20 protein-coding genes and 1 tRNA gene are annotated in these 22214 nt (G+C 67.4%); 1 reads left to right on the forward strand and 20 read right to left on the reverse strand.

Annotated elements, in window-relative coordinates:
* Complete coding sequence (gene rnr, locus ACS5PM_RS13645; protein WP_439388169.1) at window positions 1-2301, reverse strand: ribonuclease R; 2301 nt, start codon at window positions 2299-2301, stop codon at window positions 1-3.
* Between the two features lie 118 nt (window positions 2302-2419).
* Between rnr and ACS5PM_RS13650 the strand changes: the two genes are divergently transcribed.
* A tRNA-Leu gene (locus tag ACS5PM_RS13650) sits at window positions 2420-2504 on the forward strand.
* A gap of 129 nt (window positions 2505-2633) precedes the next feature.
* Here ACS5PM_RS13650 and ACS5PM_RS13655 read toward each other — a convergent pair.
* The 19 genes from ACS5PM_RS13655 to scpB all read right to left on the reverse strand — a co-directional run bounded on the left by ACS5PM_RS13655 (window position 2634) and on the right by scpB (window position 22119).
* A complete protein-coding gene (locus ACS5PM_RS13655) occupies window positions 2634-3155 on the reverse strand; it encodes a phosphoribosyltransferase (protein ID WP_439388170.1) in 522 nt (173 codons plus the stop codon).
* Between the two features lie 31 nt (window positions 3156-3186).
* On the reverse strand, window positions 3187-4533 hold the full coding sequence (locus ACS5PM_RS13660) for an adenylosuccinate synthase (RefSeq protein ID WP_439388171.1): 1347 nt from the start codon (window positions 4531-4533) through the stop codon (window positions 3187-3189).
* A 49-nt stretch (window positions 4534-4582) separates the two neighbouring features.
* Window positions 4583-5746: an ATP phosphoribosyltransferase regulatory subunit gene (locus ACS5PM_RS13665; protein WP_439388172.1), complete on the reverse strand. Its 1164-nt coding sequence runs from the start codon at window positions 5744-5746 to the stop codon at window positions 4583-4585.
* A 62-nt stretch (window positions 5747-5808) separates the two neighbouring features.
* Window positions 5809-5994, reverse strand: coding sequence for a DUF2065 domain-containing protein (locus ACS5PM_RS13670; RefSeq protein ID WP_439388173.1), 186 nt, complete (start codon window positions 5992-5994; stop codon window positions 5809-5811).
* A 103-nt stretch (window positions 5995-6097) separates the two neighbouring features.
* A complete protein-coding gene (hflC, locus tag ACS5PM_RS13675; protein ID WP_439388174.1) occupies window positions 6098-6991 on the reverse strand; it encodes a protease modulator HflC in 894 nt (297 codons plus the stop codon).
* Between the two features lie 34 nt (window positions 6992-7025).
* Window positions 7026-8267: an FtsH protease activity modulator HflK gene (gene hflK / locus ACS5PM_RS13680; RefSeq protein WP_439388222.1), complete on the reverse strand. Its 1242-nt coding sequence runs from the start codon at window positions 8265-8267 to the stop codon at window positions 7026-7028.
* Between the two features lie 48 nt (window positions 8268-8315).
* Window positions 8316-9521, reverse strand: a complete 1206-nt coding sequence (hflX, locus tag ACS5PM_RS13685; RefSeq protein ID WP_439388175.1) for a GTPase HflX — start codon at window positions 9519-9521, stop codon at window positions 8316-8318.
* Window positions 9522-9571: 50 nt separating this feature from the next.
* Window positions 9572-9814 (reverse strand): RNA chaperone Hfq, encoded by a 243-nt coding sequence (gene hfq / locus ACS5PM_RS13690; RefSeq protein ID WP_439388176.1) that lies wholly within the window; start codon window positions 9812-9814, stop codon window positions 9572-9574.
* 72 nt (window positions 9815-9886) lie between these two features.
* Window positions 9887-11230 carry a ribosome biogenesis GTPase Der gene (der, locus tag ACS5PM_RS13695; protein ID WP_439388177.1) on the reverse strand — a complete coding sequence of 448 codons (1344 nt, stop codon included), beginning with the start codon at window positions 11228-11230 and terminating at the stop codon, window positions 9887-9889.
* Window positions 11231-12361, reverse strand: a complete 1131-nt coding sequence (gene bamB, locus ACS5PM_RS13700) for an outer membrane protein assembly factor BamB (RefSeq protein WP_439388178.1) — start codon at window positions 12359-12361, stop codon at window positions 11231-11233.
* The gene (locus ACS5PM_RS13705; protein ID WP_439388179.1) at window positions 12358-13026 is read right to left on the reverse strand and encodes a YfgM family protein; all 669 of its coding nucleotides are present in this window, start codon (window positions 13024-13026) and stop codon (window positions 12358-12360) included. Before ACS5PM_RS13705 ends, bamB begins: the two co-directional genes overlap by 4 nt.
* 83 nt (window positions 13027-13109) lie before the next feature.
* A complete protein-coding gene (hisS, locus tag ACS5PM_RS13710) occupies window positions 13110-14432 on the reverse strand; it encodes a histidine--tRNA ligase (protein ID WP_439388180.1) in 1323 nt (440 codons plus the stop codon).
* A 72-nt stretch (window positions 14433-14504) separates the two neighbouring features.
* Window positions 14505-15797 (reverse strand): flavodoxin-dependent (E)-4-hydroxy-3-methylbut-2-enyl-diphosphate synthase, encoded by a 1293-nt coding sequence (gene ispG, locus ACS5PM_RS13715; protein ID WP_439388181.1) that lies wholly within the window; start codon window positions 15795-15797, stop codon window positions 14505-14507.
* Window positions 15794-16723, reverse strand: coding sequence for a helix-turn-helix domain-containing protein (locus ACS5PM_RS13720; protein ID WP_439388182.1), 930 nt, complete (start codon window positions 16721-16723; stop codon window positions 15794-15796). The genes ispG and ACS5PM_RS13720 overlap by 4 nt, the downstream gene beginning before the upstream one ends.
* On the reverse strand, window positions 16716-17537 hold the full coding sequence (pilW, locus tag ACS5PM_RS13725) for a type IV pilus biogenesis/stability protein PilW (RefSeq protein WP_439388183.1): 822 nt from the start codon (window positions 17535-17537) through the stop codon (window positions 16716-16718). The genes ACS5PM_RS13720 and pilW overlap by 8 nt, the downstream gene beginning before the upstream one ends.
* Before the next feature lie 37 nt (window positions 17538-17574).
* Window positions 17575-18726 carry a dual-specificity RNA methyltransferase RlmN gene (gene rlmN / locus ACS5PM_RS13730; protein ID WP_439388184.1) on the reverse strand — a complete coding sequence of 384 codons (1152 nt, stop codon included), beginning with the start codon at window positions 18724-18726 and terminating at the stop codon, window positions 17575-17577.
* 27 nt (window positions 18727-18753) lie between these two features.
* A complete protein-coding gene (gene ndk / locus ACS5PM_RS13735) occupies window positions 18754-19179 on the reverse strand; it encodes a nucleoside-diphosphate kinase (protein ID WP_439388185.1) in 426 nt (141 codons plus the stop codon).
* A 115-nt stretch (window positions 19180-19294) separates the two neighbouring features.
* Complete coding sequence (locus ACS5PM_RS13740) at window positions 19295-21352, reverse strand: pseudouridine synthase (RefSeq protein WP_439388186.1); 2058 nt, start codon at window positions 21350-21352, stop codon at window positions 19295-19297.
* Window positions 21349-22119, reverse strand: a complete 771-nt coding sequence (gene scpB, locus ACS5PM_RS13745; protein WP_439388187.1) for an SMC-Scp complex subunit ScpB — start codon at window positions 22117-22119, stop codon at window positions 21349-21351. Before scpB ends, ACS5PM_RS13740 begins: the two co-directional genes overlap by 4 nt.
* Between the last annotated feature and the right edge of the window lie 95 nt (window positions 22120-22214).

Below are 22214 nucleotides of genomic sequence, written 5' to 3' on the forward strand. Positions count from 1 at the left end.
TCAGCGCTTGGTACGCCGGGGGGCGGCCATGGCGCCGCCGGAGTCGGCGGTGCGCCCGGCGGACTTTCCATCGGCCTTGCCGCGGGTGCTATTGCTTCGCGCCGAGGTGGAACCGGCGGGTCGCTTGGCCTTGGCTCCGCTCTTGGCGCCCTTGCTCGTCTTGGCAGCCTTGGCCGCCCGCTTGTGCGCGCGATCGGTCGCCTCGACTCCGGCGAGCACTTCTGTCGCCTTCCCGGTCTCGGCGCGTGGCGACGTCCGGCCGCGTGCGAGCAGCCGGTCTGCCTCCCCCTCGTGCACCATGCGGAAGTCGATGCGGCGCCCGTCGAGATCCACCCGGCTAACCTGCACCCTGACCCGCGCACCAATGGCGTAGCGGATGCCGGTGCGCTCGCCACGAAGCTCCTGTCGCACCTCGTCGAAGCGGTAGTACTCGCCGCCCAGCTCTGTGATGTGAACGAGACCGTCGACGTAGAGGGCATCCAGCGTCACGAACAGCCCGAAGCTCGTCACCGCACTCACGGTGCCGGCGAACTCCTCGCCCAGATGCTCGCGCATGTAGCGGCACTTCAGCCATGCCTCCACATCACGCGAGGCCTCGTCGGCGCGCCGCTCGTTGGCGCTGCAGTGGATGCCCGCGGCCTCCCAGTGCTCCGGCTCGCTGATGTGCGGCTTGGCCCCCTTGCCCGCCTTGTGCAGCTTGACTGCACGCGAGCCGGCATCCGACGCCAGCTCTCCGCTGGCCAGGTGGTAGCGCTTCTTTGAAAGGATCGCCTTGATCACGCGATGCACCAGCAGGTCCGGGTAGCGTCGGATCGGGCTCGTGAAGTGCGTGTAGGCGGCGTAGGCGAGGCCGAAGTGCCCGCTGTTGACCGGCGTGTAGATGGCCTGCTGCATGGAGCGCAGCAGCATCATGTGGATCTGGGCCGCGTCCGGACGATCCTTGGTCGCCTCGGCGATGGCCTGGAACTCGGAAGGCGCCGGCGTGTCACCGATGGTCAGGCCGATGCCCAGGGTCTTCAGGTACTCCTGCAGGGTGACGCGCTTCTCGGGGGTCGGGCCCTCATGCACTCGATACAGCGAGGGGTGTTCCGCGCCGGCGATGAACTCGGCCGCGCACACGTTGGCCGCCAGCATCGCCTCCTCGATCAACCGGTGGGCGTCGGTGCGCACGCGCGGCACGATCTTCTCGATGCGTCCGTTCTCGTCGCACACGATCTGCGTCTCGGTGGTCTCGAAGTCGATCGCACCGCGCCGGGTGCGCGCCTTCAACAGCGCGCGATAGACCTCGTGCAGGTGGAGCAGCTGCGGCATGAGCGCCCTGCGCTTCGCGGCCTCCGGCCCCCGCGTGTTCGCCAGGGCGGCCGCGACCTCGGTATAGGTCAGTCGCGCATGGGAGCAGATCACCGCCGGATAGAACTGGTAGCCGCACAGCTCGCCGTCCTCGCGGATCAGCATGTCGCACACCATCGACAGGCGCTGCACTTCGGGGTTCAGGGAACACAGGCCGTTGGACAGCTTCTCCGGCAGCATCGGGATGACGCGACGAGGGAAGTACACCGACGTAGCGCGCTCGTAAGCGTCCTCGTCGAGCGGCTCGCCAGGCTTGACGTAGTGGCTGACGTCGGCGATCGCGACCAGCAGGCGCCATCCGTTGAATGCGGACTTCCCGCGGCCGCTCTTGTGCGGCTCGCAGTAGACCGCATCATCGAAATCACGCGCATCCTCGCCGTCGATGGTCACCAGAGGCACATCGGTGAGATCGATGCGGTGCTTCAGGTCGACGGCGCGAACCTTGTCCGGCAAGGCCGCGGCCTGCACGAGCGTCTCGGACGAGAAGCGGTGCGGCACTTCGTACTTGCGCACCGCGATCTCGATCTCCATGCCCGGATCGTCGATCTGGCCCAGCACCTCGGTCACCCGGCCGACGGGCTGCGAGTACATCGACGGTGGCTCCGTCAGTTCGATCGCCACCACCTGCCCGGCCGCGGCGCTCGCCGTGGCGTTCTTCGGGATCAGGATGTCCTGCCCATACCGCCTGTCCTCGGGCGCCACCAGCCACATGCCGTTCTCGTGCAACAGGCGCCCGATGATCGGGGATTTGCGCCGCTCGAGGATCTCGACCACGCGCCCTTCGGGCCGGCCCTTGCGGTCGTAACGGACGATTCGCACGCGCAGGCGATCGCGGTGCAGCACCGCGCGCATCTCCTGGGGTGAGAGGTAGATGTCCGGCTCGCCGTCGTCGCGTTCGACGAAGCCGTGGCCGTCGCGATGGCCAAGGACAGTGCCCTCGACTTCGCTCATGAGTGCACCGCCCAACACGGGCGTGCTTGCATTCGTTTTTGTTTTGATGGTATAGTCCTATCTTTCGTTGCAGCGCTGATTGTGAATCAGCTCAGCACAACGAATCAAATCCTGAAATGCCCAGGTGGCGGAATTGGTAGACGCACTAGTTTCAGGTACTAGCGGGTAACTCCGTGGAGGTTCGAGTCCTCTCCTGGGCACCAGACAATCAAGAGCAACAAGAACTGAAGAACAAGAAGAAGATTTCTTCGATTCCATGAAAGGCCGGCACGCAAGTACCGGCCTTTTTCTTTTGGCCCGCGCTGGGGCCAGCTTCTTTTGCGGTGCCGGGTTCAGACGGAAAACTTCCGCGCCAGACCTTCGGGACGAAGGTTGTCGTAGTCTTCGAACGGCTGGTGAATCCAGGGACTCGTGGCCAGCATCTCGACATAGTAGTCGGGCGTGTAGCTGGAGACAGCCTTGGTCCAGATCACTGCCGAGCGCAGTTCGGCGATCGAGGGCAAGCCACGCAACCGCTCCACCACCGCCTTGAGCGTGACGCCGGAATCCGCGAGGTCGTCGACCAGCAGCACGCGGCCCGCCAGTTCGCCCTTGGGCATCGTGATGTACTTGGCCAGGTCCAGCCGGCCCTGGATCGTGCCGCCTTCGGCGCGGTAGGAACTGGTCGACATGATGGCCAGGGGCTTGTCGAAAACCCTCGACAACACGTCGCCCGGCCGCATGCCGCCCCGGGCCAGGCACACGATCTGGTCGAACTGCCATCCGGAGTTGTGCACCTTCAACGCCAGGCGCTCGATCAGCAGGTGGTATTCGTCCCAGGAGACGTACAGGTGTTTGCCGTCGTCGGTGAGCATCGTCGTGTCTCTCTTCGCCGTATCGTCGTCACTACGCCTGATAAGGGTGGCGCAGCAGGATGGTGTGGTCGCGGTCCGGGCCAGTCGACACCATGTCGATCGGCGCGCCGATGAAGGTTTGAACGCGCTCCAGGTAGCGGCGTGCATTGAGCGGGAGTTCGTCCCACTGCGTCAAGCCGGCAGTCGATCCTTCCCAGCCGGGGAAGGTCTCGTAGACCGGCTGGCAGGCCGCGATGTCGTCGGCGTCCAGCGGAAGGATGTCCAGCGACTGCCCCCCCAGCGTGTAGCCGACGCAGACCTTGATCTCCTGCAGGCCGTCCAGCACATCGAGCTTGGTGATGCAAAGCCCCGAGATGCCGTTGATGATGATCGAGCGCTTGAGCGCGGCCGCATCCAGCCAGCCGCAGCGGCGAGCGCGCCCGGTGACCGTCCCGCGCTCCTGTCCGATGGTCGAGAGGTGGTGCCCCACCGTGCCCGCCTGGTCGATCGGGAGCTCCGTCGGGAAAGGCCCCGATCCCACGCGAGTCGTGTACGCCTTCGTGATGCCCAGGATGTAATGGAGCATGTCCGGCCCAACCCCGGCACCGGCCGCAGCGTTGCCGGCCACGCAGTTGCTCGACGTCACGTACGGGTAGGTGCCATGGTCGATGTCCAGGAGCGTGCCTTGCGCCCCTTCGAAAAGCAGGTTGGCACCCTCGCGGTTGGCCGTGTAGATGCGGTAGCCCACGTCGGCCAGCATGGGCCTGAGGGCTTCGCCCATCTTCATCGCCTGATCGAAGATCGGCTGATACTCCATTGGCGTGCTCTTGAGGTAGCCGCCGAGCGCGAAGTTGTGCAGTTCCAGCAACTCGCGCAACTTGCCCGCAAATCGCTCCGGATGCTTCAGGTCCTGCACGCGCAAGGCGCGCCGGGCGACCTTGTCTTCATACGCCGGGCCGATGCCCTTGCCGGTCGTGCCGATCTTGCCGGCGCCACTGGTCTCGCGAAGCGCCTCCCTGGCCTTGTCCACCTCGACGTGGAACGGCAGGATCAGCGGGCACGATTCACTCAGGTACAGGCGAGAGCGCACATCCAGCCCGATCTTCTCGAGCCGCTCGATCTCGGACAGCAGGTGCGAAGGATCGACCACCACGCCGTTGCCGATGTAGCACGCGACACCGTCGCGCATGATGCCGGAAGGGATCAACTGGAGCGCCGTCTTGACGCCCTTGATGACCAGCGTGTGGCCCGCGTTGTGGCCACCCTGGAAGCGCACGACGCCCTGGGCGTGGTCGGTCAACCAGTCGACGACCTTGCCCTTGCCTTCGTCACCCCATTGGGTGCCGACGACGACGACATTGCGGCCGCGCGCGACGGCCGTGGGAGTGCTCTGTTGCATCGATGTCATGGGTTCAGTGGATCGGAGGGGCGTGATGGTGGCGAGCGCGTCAGAGCGCTCGCACCGCCCATTGGCCCTCGACGGCGACCAGTTCCCGGTCGCAATCGAACTCTTGCGTCTCGTGCTCATGGCCTGGCAAGGTGCAGACCACGGTCTCACCCTGCGCTCGTAGGCGGCGCACGGCGGCACGCAGCGACGCATCCTCGCCCCAGGGCGCTCGCACGGCGGCCCGCGGAGGAGCGATCGGACTCACCGCGGTCAGCGCCTTCAGGTCGAGGCTGCAGCCGACGGCCGGCCGGTTGCGGCCGAACACCGCTCCCACCTCGTCATAGCGGCCACCGCGGACGAGCGCATTGATGGAGCCCGCGCCGTAGACCGCGAAACGCACGCCGCTGTAGTAGGCGTATCCGCTCATGTCGGAAAGATCGAAGCCGATCCTCACCTCGGGATTCGACTGGCGCAGATGTCTTGTCAGCCAGGCGAGGTCGTCCAGGGCCGCGGCGATGGGGGCCCGTGCGGGCAGCCGGCGGCGCGCCTGCTCCAGCACCTCGTCGCCGCCGTACAGATCCAGCAAGGCTGCCAGGCCGGACCGGGTTTCTGCAGGGCATTGGCGGGTCAGGGCCTGCACCGCGCTGCCATCCTTGGCGGTCAGGGCGGCCACCACATCGGTCAGGGCCGCGGCATCCATTGCCACACCGGCCAGCACCGCGCGAACGACACGAGCGTCGCCCAGATCGATCGCCAGCTCGCGTGCGCCTATGGCCGCCAGGCCGTCGAGCGCCAGCTCCTGCACTTCCAGATCGGCCTCGAGCCCTGCATGGCCGAAGATCTCAGCACCGAACTGCAGCAACTCGCGCGTGGTGTGCAGGCCCGTCGGCCTGGTGTGCAGCGCCGGCCCGCAGTAGCAAAGTCGCGTCACGCCCTCTCGGTTCAGCAGATGCGCATCGATGCGCGCGACCTGGGGCGTGGTGTCGGCGCGCAAGCCGAGCGTGCGCCCTGACAGTTGATCGACCAGCTTGAAGGTCTTCAGGTCGAGTTCGCGCCCCGTACCGGAAAGCAGGGAGTCGAGATACTCCAGCATCGGCGGCATGACCAACTCGAAACCATAGCCGCGCGCCAGATCCAGCCACTGGCGCCGCAGGTCCTCGATGCGCCTGGCCTCTGCGGGCAGGACGTCAGCAATGTGCTCTGGCAACAGCCAAGCAGAGGACATGAAAAGGCACCGGGGTTAAAACCGGCATTGTACAGGGGGGCCTTCCCGAATCCGGGTCGACTTCAGCCGTTGAGCAGGAGCAACACCAGGCCGACGAGCATGCAGGTCAGCCCGATGAAACGAATCTGGCCGTCCGTCATCTGCGTGGCGCGCAAGAAGACCTCGCGCCACCGGCGGGGGCTGAAAAACGGCAGCAGCCCCTCGAACACCAGCATCAACGCAAGGGCCCCGAGCAGCAGGTCACCCATCAGTGGATCCCTCGCCCGTTCAGTGGATTGACCGAACCCCCGGGGGGATACCGGTCGGCTGGGGAGCGGCCACACGCGCGGCCGGCTCCGATGGCATGGCAACTCACTTCTTGGCCGGGGCCGCGCTGCCGGCGCCGCTGCCTCGCATGGCCTTGAAGAAATCCGACGATGGGTCGACCACCATCACGTCGTTCTTGTTGCGGAAGCTCTGCCGATAGGCATCGAGGCTGCGGTAGAACTGGGCGAATTGCGGATCGCGCCCGAACGCCGACGCGTACAGGGCCGAGGCCTTGGCATCGCCCTCGCCCTTGATCTTTTGGGCATCGCGATAGGCCTCGGCGACGATGACTTCGCGTTGGCGATCAGCGTCGGCGCGGATCCGCTCGCCATCGGCCTGGCCGGTGGACCGAAGCTCATTGGCCACTTGCTGCCGCTCGGACTGCATCCGGCGATAGACGGAGTCCGTGATGCTGGCGACGAAGTCGACCCGCTTGATGCGCACGTCGATGACCTCGATACCGAAGGACTTGGCCGGCTCGGTGAGCCGTGCCTTCACGTCGCTCATGATCTTCTCGCGCTCCGTGGCCAGCACGGCACCGACGGTGCGCTTCGTGACCTCCTCGTTGAACGCGGCCTGCACCACAGGGCTCAGGCGGTTCTCCAGGTTGCGCAGGTCGACCCCGTTGTTGCGGATGAACTGTCGCGAATCGGCGATCCGCCACTTGACGAGCCAGTCGACGGCCAGGGTCTTCTTCTCGGCCGTGAAGATCGGTCGCGCCTCGGGGCTGTCGAGCGTCTGGACGCGGCGATCCAGGAACACGACGTTCTGCAGCGGCGGCGGCAACTTCATCTTCAGCCCGGGCTCGGTGACGACCTCCTTGATCTCGCCCAGGGCGTAGACCACGGCGACCTGGCGCTGGTCGACGACAAACAGGGTCGAGGCGGCCAGCACCAGCAGGACGAGCACGCTGCCGACAATGACGGCGAATCGGTTCATGGTTGTTCTCGTGTTCTCGTGTCTTCGCCGCGGATCAGCGGCTGTCGCGGTCGCGGTTGCGGATGTCGCGCGAACGGTCGAGGGTTGAGCTGTCCGTCGGAGCTGCGGGCGCCGGCGCCGCAGTGGCGGCGGCCGGCGGTGATCCAGCCTGCTGCATGAGCTTGTCCAACGGCAGGTACAGCAGGTTCGAGTTGCCGTGGCTGTCCACCATCACCTTGCTCACGTTGGCATAGACGTCGCGCATGGCATCGATGTAGAGCCGGTCACGCGTCACCGCGGGGGCTTTCTGGTATTCGGCGTAGATCGACTTGAAGCGCTCGGCATCGCCTTCCGCTGTGGCCACCACGCGGGAGCTGTAGCCCTCCGCCTCGGCCCGCAGCCGCGCGGCAGTGCCTTGCGCCTTGGGGATCACGTCGCTGGCATACGCCTGACCTTCGTTCTTGAAACGGTCGCGGTCGGCGCCGGCCTTGACGGCATCGTCGAAGGCCGCCTGCACCTGCTCCGGCACCTGGACGTTCTGCAGGTTCACGTTCTTGATCGTGACGCCGGCGTTGAGACGATCGAGCTGTGACTGGATCGAACGCACCAGGTCGGCCGCGATGGCATCGCGCCTCTCGTAAAGGACGGAGTCGACCTTGCTGCGGCCGACGATCTCGCGCACGGCCGATTCGCTGGCCTGGACGACCGCCTGGTCGGTGTCGCGGTTCTCGAACAGGAAGGCCCGCGCGTCCTTCAGCACGTACTGGACGATGAATCGGATGTCGACGATGTTCTCATCCTGCGTCAGCATCGACGAGTCGCGCAACGCGGTCGCCTGGCTCACGGTGTTGCGACCGACTTCCACCGAGCGCAACTGGGTGACCGGCACCGTCTCGTGGGCCTGGAAGGGATAAGGCAGCCTGTACTGCATGCCAGCTGACACGGTGTTGCTGTACTTGCCGAAGGTGGTCACGACCGCCTGGTTGCCTTCCTGGACGATGAACAGGCCGCTGCCCGCCCAGATCAGCACCACCAGGCCGGCGATCAGGCCGACGCCGATGCCCGCGCCCTTCATGTCGGGCTGGAAGCCGGGATCTTCAGAGCCGTTGCCGCGGGGCGAAGAACCGCCTTTGCCGCCGAACAGATTGGACAGCTTGCGATTGAAATCGCGCCAGAGCTCGTCGAGGTCGGGCGGCCCGTCGTGGCGGCCGTTGGCCATCACCAGCGCGCGCGCGGCACGCGCGAGGTGGCGCAGTCGTGCGCCGGCGCCCGGAGCGTCAGTTTCGAGGGTTCGCATGCTCATGCCGTGGACCGGTTTGCTTGATTGTTCGTGGAAGGAGGTGCTTCAGTGGCGCGGAGCCGAGCTACCGTCAGGCAAGATGAAGGCGTCCGGCTCGGAGTTCAAGGCCGGCGCGGCGTGAGCGGCAATCAACTCACGCAACCGCGGCAGGCCCTCGCCCGTCAGCGCGCTCACGAAGACCCGTGGCACTCGCACACCGGCGGCACGCTCGATCTCGTCGTCGGGCACGCGCGGACGCTGCTCCACCTCAATCTGGTCGAGCTTGTTGTACACGAGGATCTGGGGGATGTGTTCGGCGCCGATCTCTTCGAGCACGCGCTCGACCTCCTGCTGCTGCTCCAGCAGGACGGGACTGCTGGCGTCGATGACGTGCAGCAGCAGGTCCGCATCGGCGGCCTCCTGCAATGTCGCGCGAAAGGCCTCGACCAGCTTGTGGGGCAGGTCGCGTATGAAGCCGACCGTGTCCGAAAGGGAGACCGAGCGCCCTGCTTCGCCCAGGTACAGCGACCGTGTGGTCGTGTCGAGGGTGGCGAAGAGCTGGTCGGCCGCATAGGTGCGCGCCTTCACCATCGAGTTGAACAGCGTCGACTTGCCGGCGTTGGTGTAGCCCACCAGCGAGACCTTGAAGGTGCCCGAGCGCTCGCGGGCACGGCGCTGGGTGCTGCGCTGGCGCTTCACGCGCTCCAACCGCTCTTTCACCGACTTGATGCGGTCGCCGATCATGCGGCGGTCCAGCTCGATCTGCGCCTCACCAGGGCCCCCGCGATGGCCGACGCCGCCGCGCTGGCGCTCCAGGTGGCTCCATCGCCTGACCAGGCGGGTGGACAGGTACTGCAGCCGCGCGAGTTCGACCTGCAGCTTGCCCTCGTGGCTCTGGGCGCGGGCCGCGAAAATTTCCAGGATGAGCGCGGTGCGATCGGCCACGGGAACGCCCAGGTGCCGCTCGAGATTGCGCTGCTGCGCCGGCGACAGGGCCTGATCGAAGATCACGCCGTGGGCGTGATGGGCCTGAACCAGCAGCTTGATCTCATCGGCCTTGCCCGAACCGACGAAGAGGGCCGGATCCGGCGACTTGCGCTTGGCGGTGACACGAGCGACCGGCTCGTCCCCCGCCGACTCGGCCAGCAGGGCGAGCTCGTCGAGGGTGGGATCGAACGAGGAGCCAGGCCCCAGGTCGACGCCGACCAACACCGCACGCGCCGCCTCGTTGCTGTCGTCAGCGGGCGCGTGGCGGGTGGGGTCAGCGCTCAAGGTCGGTGAAGCCAAGTCGCCTGCGGCAGCGACAGTTTGGAGGCGGCGGGTCAGCCGTTTTCGCCCGATTCAGCGGCGTGGAAGTTCACCGCGCGGCCTGGGACGACAGTGGAGATGGCGTGCTTGTAGACCATCTGGGTGACGGTGTTGCGCAGCAGCACAACGTACTGGTCGAAGGACTCGATGTGGCCCTGCAGCTTGATGCCGTTGACCAGGTAGATCGAAACCGGAACGTGCTCCTTGCGCAGCAGGTTCAGGAAGGGGTCTTGTAGGAGTTGCCCTTTGTTGCTCACGATATGCTCCGTGTTGGAAGTTCGTTGGAGTCGGCACCTTAACACAGCATCTTCGATAGAAGCGTTGCCGTGTCAGCGATCTCCCTCGGCGAAAGGGTTGCGAGAGAGTTTCATCTCGATGCGCATTGGTGTTCCGACGAGCTTGAAGTGCTCGCGAAAGCGCCCCTCGAGGTATCGCTTGTAGGCGTCGGTCACGTGCTCGAGCGAGTTGCCGTGGATCACGATGATCGGCGGATTCATCCCGCCCTGATGCGCATAGCGCAACTTCGGCCGGAAGGCACCCGCCCGCTTGGGCGCCTGGTGCTCCACGGCCTCGTGCAGCAGTCGCGTCAGCACGGGCGTCGAAAGCTTCTTCGTCGCCGAGGCATGGCAATCCGCGATGGCCTTCCACAAGGGCCCGAGGCCCTGGCGCTTCAACGCGGAGATGTGGACGATGGGCGCGAACTTGAGGAAGGCCAGCCGCTGCTCGATGGAGCGTTCCAGCATCTGGCGCTGATAGCTGTCGATCGCATCCCACTTGTTGATGGCGATCACCACCGCACGACCGGAGTCGAGGATGTAGCCCGCGATGTGCGCATCCTGGTCGCTCACCCCCTGGGTGGCATCGACCATCAGCACGACGACGTTGGCATCCGAGATGGCTTGAAGCGTCTTGACGACCGAGAACTTCTCGATGGCTTCGAACACCTTGCCCTTGCGTCGCAGGCCAGCGGTGTCGATCAGTTCAAAACGGCGGCCTTCACGCTCGAAGGGCACCCGGATCGCATCGCGCGTGGTGCCGGGCATGTCGAAGGCGATGAGCCGTTCTTCACCCAGCCACGTGTTGATGAGGGTCGACTTGCCGACGTTGGGCCGGCCGGCCACAGCCAGGCGAATTGGCGCATTGGCATCGACCTCGTCGAACGCCTCGCCCTCCTCCGGCTCGGGAAAGTCGGCCAGCGCCGCCTCGAGAAGGCTGCGGATGCCCTGGCCGTGCGCTGCCGACACCGGGTGCGGCTCGCCCATGCCAAGTTCGTGGAACTCTGCCAGCAGGGGCGATTCGGACATCCCCTCGGCCTTGTTCACCGCCAGCAGCACCCGCTTGTTGGCCTGACGGAGGTAGCGGGCGATGTCCTGGTCCTGGCCGGACAGCCCCGTGCGCACGTCGGTCACGAAGACCACCACGTCGGCCTCGGCCACCGCCTGGCGGGTCTGGCGAGCCATCTCCTTGACGATGCCGGTCGTGCTGTCGGGTTCGAAGCCGCCGGTGTCTATGACGATGTAATCGCGGGTGCCCAGCCGCCCATCGCCGTAGTGGCGATCGCGGGTCAGGCCAGCGAAGTCCGCCACGATGGCATCCCGGCTCTTGGTCAGCCGGTTGAACAGCGTCGATTTGCCGACGTTCGGGCGGCCCACCAGGGCAATGACCGGTTTCACTTATTCGGGGCGGAACGCGAAGACGCCGCCTTTGCGGGTGACGATGAGAAGGGTGTTGTCCGAGATCACCGGGGCGGCGGCCACCCGGGAGCCATCGGTCGGCAGACGCAGCACCGGCTTGCCCTCGGCCTGGGACAGGAAATGCAGCTGGCCGTCGAGGTCGCCGAACACGACGGCCGTGCCCAGCGCAGCCGGTGCGCTCAGGCCGCGATTCAGCAGCACCTCGGTGGACCAGGCCAGCTCCCCGCTGGCTCGCTTGCGGGCGCTGATGCGATCGCTGCTGTCGGCCGAGAAGACGTACTCCTCGTTGCCTCCGACCGGCTCGATGCCGCCGGTGTTCTGCACCCACTTGAGGCTGCCGCGCTCGGCGTCGATGCAACCGACGGCATTCTGGAAGGACCGCATGCAAAACACGCTGCCCGTGCGTGACGGCGGCCCGACCAGGTCGGCCAGTCGCTCGACTTCGTTGGTGCCGCGCGGCGTGGTGAGCGCGGTGTCCCAGCGCACCGTGCCCTTCAGCGGGTCCAGCCCGACCAGGCGGGAGCCTTGGCCCACCAACAGTGTGTCCTTGTAAGGCGCCAGCATCCCGGCCTGCGACAGGGTCAGCGCATCGCCCGGACGCTTGAGGGTCCACAGGCGCCGGCCATCCAGCACGTCGAAGGCGTTGACGACGCGGTCGACGCCCAGGACGAACACGCGTTCACCCGCGACGAGCGGTGCCGTGACGACCGGAGATTCGAGCTTTTGCCGCCAGACGACGTTGCCACCGTCCAGGACCACCAGTTCGTTCGCCCGGGTGACGACGGCGGCATAGCGGCCGTCGGACCCGACGCCCGCCGAGAGCTTGGCGCCCACCTCGCCGCGCCACAGCTCGCGGCCGGTCGCGACATCGAGCGCCACGACCGTGCCGTCGTCGCCGGCCAAGTGGAATCGGCCGTTGAGCACCGCCACGGCCAGAGGGAAATTCACGCCGCCGACCCTGGCTTCCCAGACTTGTCGCCCTGCGATGGGCGATTCGATCGTCGGCAACGGTGCCGGCTTGGGTTTGTCGGCGGAACAAGCCACCAGGGACGCGACTGCGATCGTGGCGGCCCATGCAATGCAGGCGCCGCGTTTCACGCCGGCCATCATCGGGCGACCCCGCTGGCAGCCGCCTCGGGCGCGGCGCCCAGGCTGGTCAGCTTGGACTCGACCACGCGACGGTAGTCCAGCTGCTCGTTCATCGCCTTCCACGCCGCCTGGAACGCTTTCACAGCCTCGTCCTTCTTGCCTTGGGCCATCAGGATGTCGCCGCGGCGGTCGTCGGCCAGGGCGGCGAATTCGGGCGACTTGACCTGGTCGACCTCCTTCAGCGCTTCGTCGTACGCCTTCTTGTCCAGCAGCAGGGTGGACAGGCGAAGATGGGCCAGAGACTTGTATTCGTCGTCAGCGGCGTGTTCCGCCACCCATGCCAGGCTGGCCTGAGCCGCGTCGCCCTGGCCCTTGTCGGCCTGAAGCTTCGCAGCCAGCAAGCCGGCCTGGGCGGTGTAGGCGGTGCGCGAGTAGCGCTCCTTCATGTCGTTGAAGACGCGGCCGGCCTGCTCGGCGTTGGCAGATTGCACGGCCCGGTCGAGCTCGTCGAACATGGCTCCGGCCTTGGCACCCTGGTCACGCTGCCACCAGTTCCAGCCATTGAGCGCCGCGAAAGCCGCGAGCACCAGCGTCAAGCCCCAGGTGATCAGGTTGCCGTATTGCTTCCAGAACGCCTTGAGCTCGTCGAGCTGTTCCTGTTCTTGTAGATCGAGATTGCTTGCCATGAGCCGATGGGCTGCGCTGCGAGGCGCGGGCCGTGGGTGTCGAGGGCCCGGTGAGCACGGCGCTCACCAGGCGAAAGGGCAGATTATGCGTCCCGCCCGTTGCTGCGAAGCGTCTGCGCCCAGGACGAGGCGTCGGCCAGCGGCCGTTCGGCCTGCTCGGTGCCTGCGTCTCGCAAGGCTTTGACGCCAACCATGCCGCGCGCCAGCTCATCGCCGCCGAAGACCAGCGCGAAGCGCGCGCCACTCGCGTCGGCCTTCTTGAATTGCGCCTTCATGTTGCCGCCGCCGGCGTGCATCTGCACGGCAACGCCCTCGGCGCGAAGCGCTTCGAGCACCGGCAGCACCTGGGCCAGTGCCGTCGGTTCCGCGACGACGGCATAGGCGTCGGGCGCGCCGGACGGCACGGGCAGGCCGAGTTCCTGGATCAGCAGCAGCAGCCGCTCGATGCCCAGGCCGAATCCGACCGCCGGGGCGCCCTTGCCTCCCAGCTGCTGGATCAGCCCGTCATAGCGCCCGCCGCCGCAGACCGTGCCCTGGGAGCCGAGGTGGTCGGTGACCCACTCGAACACCGTCAGGTTGTAGTAGTCCATGCCCCGGACCAGGCGCGCGTTGACTCGGTACTCCAGGCCAGCGGCGTCGAGGATGGCGCGGACCGCTCCGAAGTGCGCCAGCGACTGCGGCCCGAGGAAGTCCATCAACCGGGGTGCAGCCTCGACCAGGGCCTGCATGGCCGGATTCTTCGTGTCGAGGATGCGCAGCGGGTTGGTGTGCAGGCGTCTTTTCGCCTCCTCGTCCAGCTGGCTCGCATGGTCCTGGAAGTAGGCGATCAGCGCGGCGCGATGGGCGGCCCGTTCGTCGGGCTGGCCGAGGCTGTTCAGCTCCAGGCGAACATGCTGGCCTTCGACCAGGCCGAGCTCTCGCCACAGCCGGCGCACCATCAGGATCAGTTCTGCATCCACGTCCGGACCGGCGAAGCCCAGGGCCTCGACATCGAGCTGATGGAACTGGCGATAGCGCCCTTTCTGCGGGCGTTCGTGGCGGAACATCGCACCCAGCGTCCACAGGCGCAATGGGCCGTTGTAGAGCGCGTTGTGCTCGACCATGGCCCGCACGATGCCCGCAGTGGCCTCGGGACGAAGGGTCAGGTGGTCGCCGTTCATCTCGTCGCGCCAGGAGTACATCTCCTTCTCGACGATGTCGGTCACCTCGCCGAGGCCGCGCACGAACAGCGCGGTCGGCTCGACGATGGGCGTCAGGATGTACTGGTAGCCATAGCGGGAGAGCACCGAACGCACCGTCGACTCGAACCAGTGCCACAGCGCGGAGTCGGGCAGCTTGTCCTTGCGCGGGATGCTGCCCGGCAGGATGTCGTTCATGCCCTTGATGGCCTTCAGGACTTCACTCATGGATTTGTCGTTCTCGCAGCGTGGAGCGGATGCCGCGGGTGCGGCACCGAATTGGAACCTCGGACGGACGGCTCAATGCGCCGTCGTCACGCTGCCGTAGCGCCGTTCGATGTACTGCTCGACGATGGTCTGGAACTCGCGCGCGATGCCGTCGCCGCGCAAGGTCATGGCCTTCTCGCCGTCGATGAAGACGGGCGCGGCCGGCGCCTCGCCCGTGCCGGGCAGGCTGATGCCGATGTCGGCATGCTTGCTCTCGCCGGGGCCGTTGACGATGCAGCCCATCACCGCCACCTTCATCTTTTCCACGCCGGGGTAGTGCGCGCGCCAGACGGGCATCTGGGCGCGAAGGAAGTCGTCGATCTGCTTGGCCAGCTCCTGGAAGGTGGTGCTGGTCGTGCGGCCACAGCCCGGGCAGGCCGTGACGCTCGGGTTGAAGCTGCGCAGGCCGAGCGCCTGGAGGATCTCCAGCGCGACCACCACCTCCTGCGTGCGCGCTTCGCCGGGCTGCGGCGTGAGCGATACACGGATGGTGTCGCCTATCCCCTGCTGCAGCAGCACGGACAGCGCCACGGCTGACGCGACCGTGCCCTTGGTGCCCATGCCGGCTTCCGTCAGGCCCAGGTGCAGCGGGTAGTCGCAGCGCCTGGCCAGCGCCTGGTAGACCGAGATCAGGTCCTGCACTCCGCTGACCTTGCAGCTGATGATGATCTGGTTCGGATCCAGGCCGATGTCCCGCGCGGCCTCGGCCGATTGCAAAGCCGACTGCACCAGCGCCTGGTACATCACCTGCTTGGCATCCCAGGGTTCCGCGCGCCGATGGTTGTCGTCCATCAGCGAGGCCAGCAGCTCCTGGTCGAGCGACCCCCAGTTGACGCCTATGCGCACCGCCTTGTCGTAGCGGCAGGCCGCCTCGACCATCTGTGCGAACTGCCTGTCGCGCTTCTCGCCCTTGCCGACGTTGCCGGGATTGATGCGGTACTTCGACAGCGTCTCGGCGCAGGCCGGATGCTCGGTCAGCAGGCGGTGGCCGTTGTAGTGGAAGTCCCCGACCAGCGGCACGTCGATGCCCATTCGATCGAGTTGCTCGCGAATGTGAGGCACTGCAGCCGCCGCCTCGGGCGTGTTGACCGTGATGCGGACCATCTCGGAGCCGGCGATCGCCAGTTCCTTGACCTGGATCGCCGTTCCGATCACATCGACGGTGTCGGTGTTGGTCATCGACTGCACGCGAACGGGCGCGTCGCCGCCGACGGTCACGACGCGGTCGCCCCAGCTCACGCGGGCTTGCCGGCTGCGCCGCGGTGCCGGCGCGGCGCTGGTGATCGGCTCGTCGTCGATGAGGGAGGGGTCTGGCTGTGTCGTCATTTCAGTTCCAGCCGGGCGACGTTGTCGCGCGATATGGCATTCAGGTCCACGGGACGGCCCCGGAAGGTCAGCTCCGTACCGCCCGCGTTGCCGATCTTCACACGCAGCGGCAATGCACCGTCGAACTCGACGGTTTCTCCGGCGGCCAGCGTGCGGGACACCAGCACTTGAGAGCGGGCATCCACGACTTCCACCCAGGACGACTGCCGCGCTCGCAACTGCAGCGCGCCCTGGCCGATGGCGGCGGAAGGGGCTGGCGCGACCAGGGCGGGGACGCTCGCGGGCGCGGGCACGGGCGCGGGCGCGACCATGGCGGGCGAAGAAGCACTCGCCACCGGTGGCAAACCGGGCTGTGGGAACACCTGGCCGGTCGATGGCACCGAGGCTCCAGGCCCGGTGGGCTGAGCCACCCCCGATGCCGGGTCCACGATGGGGGCAGGCGCCGGCACGGGCAACGGCGTCGTCACCGTTCCGCTGTTGATGTCTGAACCGGAGGGCGCGCCGGCAAGTGAAGGCAGGTGCCAGCCCGCAGGCCACAGCCAGAACGCCAGCGCCCCGACCACCAGCAGCAGCACGATGCCCATCACCGCCTGACTGGCCAGCGGCACTTCGGCGCTGTCACGGCGCGTGCCGCGCTCGCGGAACGGCATGTTCAGGCTGTGTTCGAGCTGACTGAGCGTGCCGGTGTCCTGCTCCGGCAGGCGCTCCAGGACCGGCACCGGATCGATCTTGAGGGTGCGGCAGGCGGCCTGCGCGAGGGCCCGAACGAAGGTCGCGCCCTGGAACTCCTCGTAGCGGTCGGCCTCCAGGGCCTCCAGCTTGCGCGGAGGAACCTTGAGCATGGTGGCCAGGGCCGCGATGTGCAGGCCCTGCTTCTCTCTGGCAACCCGCAGCAGCGTTCCTGCGGTCTCGGCGGCCTCAGTCATCGAAGCGGCCCTTCTCGTACAGCAAGGCCTCGGCCGACTGCGGGAAGCGGTTGACCAGCTGGGTGCCGAGCACCTTGACCTGGGCCGACTGGCCGAGCTTGTTCTCGATCCGGGCTGCGAGCCACAGCGTCTGCGCACTCACCAGCTCGTCATTGGCGTTGACGCGGCGCACGTAGAAGCGGGCCCGTTCGTACTCCCCCCGCCGCAGCAGGACCTCTGCGAGGTTCATCGCCGTGGTCGGATTGGCCGGATCCATCTCGTAGGACCGCTGCAGCGTCTTCTCGGCCTCGGCCCACTGGTTGTTGCGCGCCTGGCAGACGCCCATCGTCAGCAAGGTGCGCATCGCATCCCGGTAGTTCGGCACCGCCAGCGCGGCGTTGAACTGGGCCTCGGCATCGCCATAGCGACGTTGCTGGCACAGGAACCAGCCGTAGTTGTGCATGGTGTCCGCATCTCGCGGAGCCAGTTGCAAGGCATGGCGAAAGCTGTCTTCGGCCAGCGCGACCTCGCTCATGTTCGCGTAGATCAGGCCGCGAAGGTTGTAGGCGTCGGCCAGATCCGGCTTGGCCTGCAGCGCCTGCTTGACCTCATCCAGCGCGGTGCTGTTCTGGCCCCGGCCGAAGTACGCCACTGCCAGCTCCATGCGCACCCGCGCGCGCCGGTCCGCATCGGTCTGGTCCGATGCCGTCTGGACGTCCTGCGGCGGCCTGGCCGCCGGCGCTGCGCAACCCTGCAGCATTCCGGTCAGCGCAGCCAGCCCCAGGCCGGCCACCAGCCCCCATGCGCGGTTGCTTCCGCTGTGCTTGAACCTCAACGCGACGTCTCCTTCAACGACTGTGTTCGTTCTGCGTTCAGTGCGGCTTCTGGCGCGGCTCGGCAGGGGCCGAGACGATGCGCACAGGCAGCCGCTTCATGCGCTCGGCCGCGCGGGTCCTGTCCTTCACCTCGCCGGCCAGTTGCCCGCAGGCCGCGTCGATGTCGTCGCCGCGGGTCTTGCGCACGGTGGTCACGATACCTGCGTCCTGCAGGATCTTCGCGAAGGCCAGCACCCGCGCGCGCGGTGAGCAGTGCAGGCCGGATTCCGGGAAGGGGTTGAACGGGATCAGGTTGAGCTTGCACGAAACGTGACGGTCGCCGCGGCCGTTCACCAGGGCCAGCAGCTCGCGGGCGTGGTCGTCGCCGTCATTGACGCCATCGAGCATGCAGTACTCGAAGGTGATGAAGTCGCGCGGCGCGGTCTCGAGGTAGCGGCGACAAGCGGCCAGCAGCTCGGCCAGCGGGTACTTGCGGTTCAGCGGGACGAGTTCGTCGCGCAGGGCGTCGTTCGGTGCGTGCAGCGAAACGGCCAGCGCGACCGGGCAATCTTCCCTCAGGCGGTCCATCATGGGCACGACGCCGGAGGTGGAGACGGTGACGCGCCGGCGGGACAGACCGTAGCCGTGGTCATCGAGCATGGCCTTCAACGCCGGCACGAGGGCCGAATAGTTCTGCAGCGGCTCGCCCATCCCCATCATGACGACGTTGGTGATGGCTCGTTCACCCGGCGCAAGGTTCAAGCGCTGCCGCAGGTGATGCTCGGCGTACCAGAGCTGGGCAAGGATCTCTCCGGTGCTCAGATTGCGGGAGAAGCCCTGGTGCCCGGTGGAGCAGAAGCGGCAGCCGACCGCGCATCCTGCCTGGGACGAAACGCACAGCGTGCCACGGTCGTCCTCGGGAATGAACACGGCCTCGATGGCATTGCCGCCGCCGACGTCGAACAGCCACTTGATGGTGCCGTCGGTGGAGGCCTGCTCGGTGGCCACCGTCAGCGGCCTGACTTCAGCCACCCCGGCCAGCTTGTCGCGCAGCGACTTGGCCAGGTCCGTCATGGCGCCGAAGTCGGCGGCACCCTTCTGGTGGATCCAGCGGAAGAGCTGGGTGGCGCGAAAGCGCTTCTCGCCCAGGCTCTCGCAATAGGCGGCCAGACCGTCGAGGTCGAAGTCAAGGAGGTTGACGAGACTCATCGCGACGTCGGGCCGCCGGCGCGCCGGTCAGCGCGAGTAGATGTTCATGCCGGGGAAGAAGAACGCCACTTCGACGGCGGCCGTCTCGGCGGCATCCGAACCGTGCACGGCGTTGGCGTCGATCGAGTCGGCGAAGTCCGCACGGATGGTGCCCTTGTCGGCCTTCTTCGGGTCGGTGGCGCCCATCAGGTCGCGGTTCTTGGCGATGGCGCCTTCGCCTTCGAGCGCCTGCACCATCACCGGGCCGGAGATCATGAAGTTGACCAGGTCGTTGAAGAAGGGACGGGACTTGTGAACGGCGTAGAACGCTTCGGCATCGGCTCGCGACAGGTGCATCATGCGCGCCGCGATGACCTTCAGGCCAGCGCCTTCGAAACGGGCGTAGATCTGGCCGATCACGTTCTTGGCGACGGCGTCGGGCTTGATGATCGAGAGGGTGCGTTCGATGGCCATGGGATGCTTCCTTGCTTCCTTGAGTTGATGTCGTGGCCCGGCGCCTGCCGAGCAAAGCCTTGCATTTTAGCTCCGCATGATGGCCGCAAAGGGCTCGCATGCGGGCGTTCGGACGTCAGCGCCGGCCACCTCGCCGGCCACCCTTGCCCGGCCCCTTGCGCAGGAAGGCATCGGCGCCGATGTAGCCCACCGAGGTCTGCATCGGATCGGGTTCGCGCTGCCCTCCCCCGCCCTTGGGGCCGGACTTACCGCCGCCCTGTCCGCCGCCAAAGCCTCGCTGGGGCTGCACGAAGCGCTTGTCGTACGTCTGCTGCAACGGGTTGGGAATCGGCCCGTTCTCGTAGTCCTCCTCGCGGCGCCCGGAGCGCTCGCGCTGGACCTGGCGCTTGTCGAAGGTCTGCTGCAGCGGGTTGGGAATCCGGGTCGGATCTCCCGGTTCGCGCAGTTCGCCCGGCAGTCGTTCGAACTCCTGACGCTCGGGCCGGTCGCGGCGCTTGTCGAGCGGCTTCTTCTTGCCCTGGTTGTTTCGCTGCTGGTCGGCCTGCCGCTCGGGACGGGCTTCGGGGCCGCGCTTGCCGCCGCGCGGGTCGCCACGCTGGTCACCGCGCTGATTGCCGCGCTGGTCGCCCCGCTGGTCTCGCCGATTGTTGTCGCCACGCTGCTCCTGGCGGCCGCCGTCGGTGATCTGGCGAAGGGCGCGCAAGTCCGCGTCGCCCAGGTCGACCCAGGCCCCGCGCTTCAAGCCTCGGGGAAGCACCACGCAGCCGTAACGGATGCGGATCAGGCGGCTCACGGCCAGCCCCACGGCGTCGAAGAGCTTGCGGACCTCGCGGTTGCGTCCCTCGGAGATCACGACGCGGTACCAATGGTTGACGCCCTCGCCGCCGCCGTCCTCGATCGACTTGAAGGCGGCCGCCTGGCCCTCGATCTCGACGCCCGCGAGCAGCCGCTCCTTGGCCTCCTTCTCCAGCGTTCCGAGCACGCGCACCGCGTACTCACGCTCGACACCGAAACGCGGGTGCATCAGCTTGTTCGCCAGGTCGCCGGACGTGGTGAACAGCAGCAGGCCCTCGGTGTTGATGTCCAGCCGCCCCACCGACTGCCACTTGCCTTGCGCCAGGCGCGGCAGGCGGCGGAACACGGTCGGGCGCTGTTGCGGGTCGTCGTGCGAAACCACCTCGCCCACCGGCTTGTGATAGGCGATCACCCGCGCCGGAGGCGGCGCGATCCGGATGCGCACCGGCTTGCCGTCCAGCGAGACCCGGTCGCCGAAGGACACCCGCATGCCGGTATGGGCGACCTCGCCATTGACCTCGACCCGGCCATCGATGATGGCCTGCTCCATGTCGCGGCGCGAGCCTATGCCCGACTGGGCCAGGACCTTGTGGAGCTTGGGCGCATCCGGATCGGGTTGCAGCACCCGCTTGTCGGAGCCTTCTTCGGCGGCTGTCTCGCGCGCCGCCTCGACCGGCCGGCCGGCATCCGCGTCTTCGCCGCCATCGGCCTCCTGGTCGCCGACGGTGTCGCCTGTCTCGAGGGCGACCTCGGCGAGGGGTTCATCGGCGCCATCGAATTCACCGGCCAGCACCGCAGCGAAAAGCGCTCCAGCGTCCGCAGCCTCGACCGCCGGCGCCGGGACCCCCTCCTGGCCGCCCGGCTGATCCTCGCGCTCGCCACGGTCGCCGCGACGGCGGCGGCGGCGATTGCGACTCCGGCGCGACTCGCCGTCGGCTGCAGAATCGTCCTCGCCCTCGAGTCGGGGGCCAGCCGCAGCCTGCGACGTTTCACCGGAGGGGGCTGCTGCCGCCTCGACCGCGGCCACCGGCTCGGGGAAAGACGCCTCGTGGCGAACCGGCTCGGCAAGGGCCGCCGGCTCCGCGACGGCGACCGGCTCTAGGGTCGGGCTCGCGTCCACCGTCCCCTTCGTCTCGCCATCCTCTTCCTTCTTCGCGGGCCGCGCCCGCTTGCGCGCGGGCTTCGGCGTGGCGGCCTCCACCGGCGCTGCCCCGTCGACGGCCGGCGTATCGCCGGCCTCGGCCGCCGCAGGCTCGGCCACTTTCTTCGCCCTCGGCCGGCGCTTCGGTGCGGCAGGCGCCCCGTCGGCCGCAGCTTCGCTGGCAGGGCCTGCCGGCTCGGCAGGCAAGGGCTGGTCGGACTTGGGATCGGTGTTCATGCTTCTTCGGGCGCGTTCGTGGGGGTGGAAGGAGGTTCTTCGGAATCGTCGGAGGCGACGCCCCCGTCGACTTCAGGTTCGACGGGGACGATGTCGGCGGCCTGGTCGGCCACGGCGGACAGCATCTCGCTGTCTGCCGGCTCTGCCTGGGAAGGTTCGCCCATGGCAGGTGGGGCCTCGAGCGGCAATTCGCCCTGGTCGTGCAGCAGGTCCGCCTGGGCCGCGGCACCCAGGACGTTCAACGCCTCGGCGCCCGGCGGGCCATCCAGTACCGGGAGCTTGTCGAGGCTCTCGAGGCCGAGGTCATCGAGGAACTGTCGGGTCGTCGCATACAGCGCCGGCCGCCCAGGGGCGTCGCGGTGGCCGATGGCTTCGATCCAGTTCCTGTCCTCGAGCTGCTTGATGATCTGGCTCGACACGACGACACCCCGGATGTCTTCGATGTCGCCGCGCGTGACCGGCTGCCGGTAGGCGATGATGGCCAGCGTCTCGAGCACGGCCCGCGAATAGCGGGGTGGCTTCTCGGGATTCAGGCGGTCCAGGAACTCCCGCATCTCCGGCCGGCTCTGCAGGCGCCAGCCCGTGGCCAGGGTCACGAGTTCCACACCTCGGCCGGCCCAGTCGCGGGTCAGTTCTTCAAGCAGCGAGCGGAGCGTGTCAGGGCCGAGCTGGTCGGCAAAAAGCGCCCGCATGTCGCGAAGCGGCATCGGCTGACCTGCGCAGATGAGCGCCGTCTCGAGCACGCGTTTGGCGTCCTGTGTATTCATCGACAAGGATCAATGGCTGCGGCTGCAGCGACGGACTTCAACGGACTTCAACAATGAGGGCCCATGAGCTCGAACGATGACCCACGACAGGCGCG

Origin of the sequence: Ideonella flava, from assembly GCF_051857595.1 — a bacterium.
Lineage (GTDB): Bacteria > Pseudomonadota > Gammaproteobacteria > Burkholderiales > Burkholderiaceae_C > Ideonella.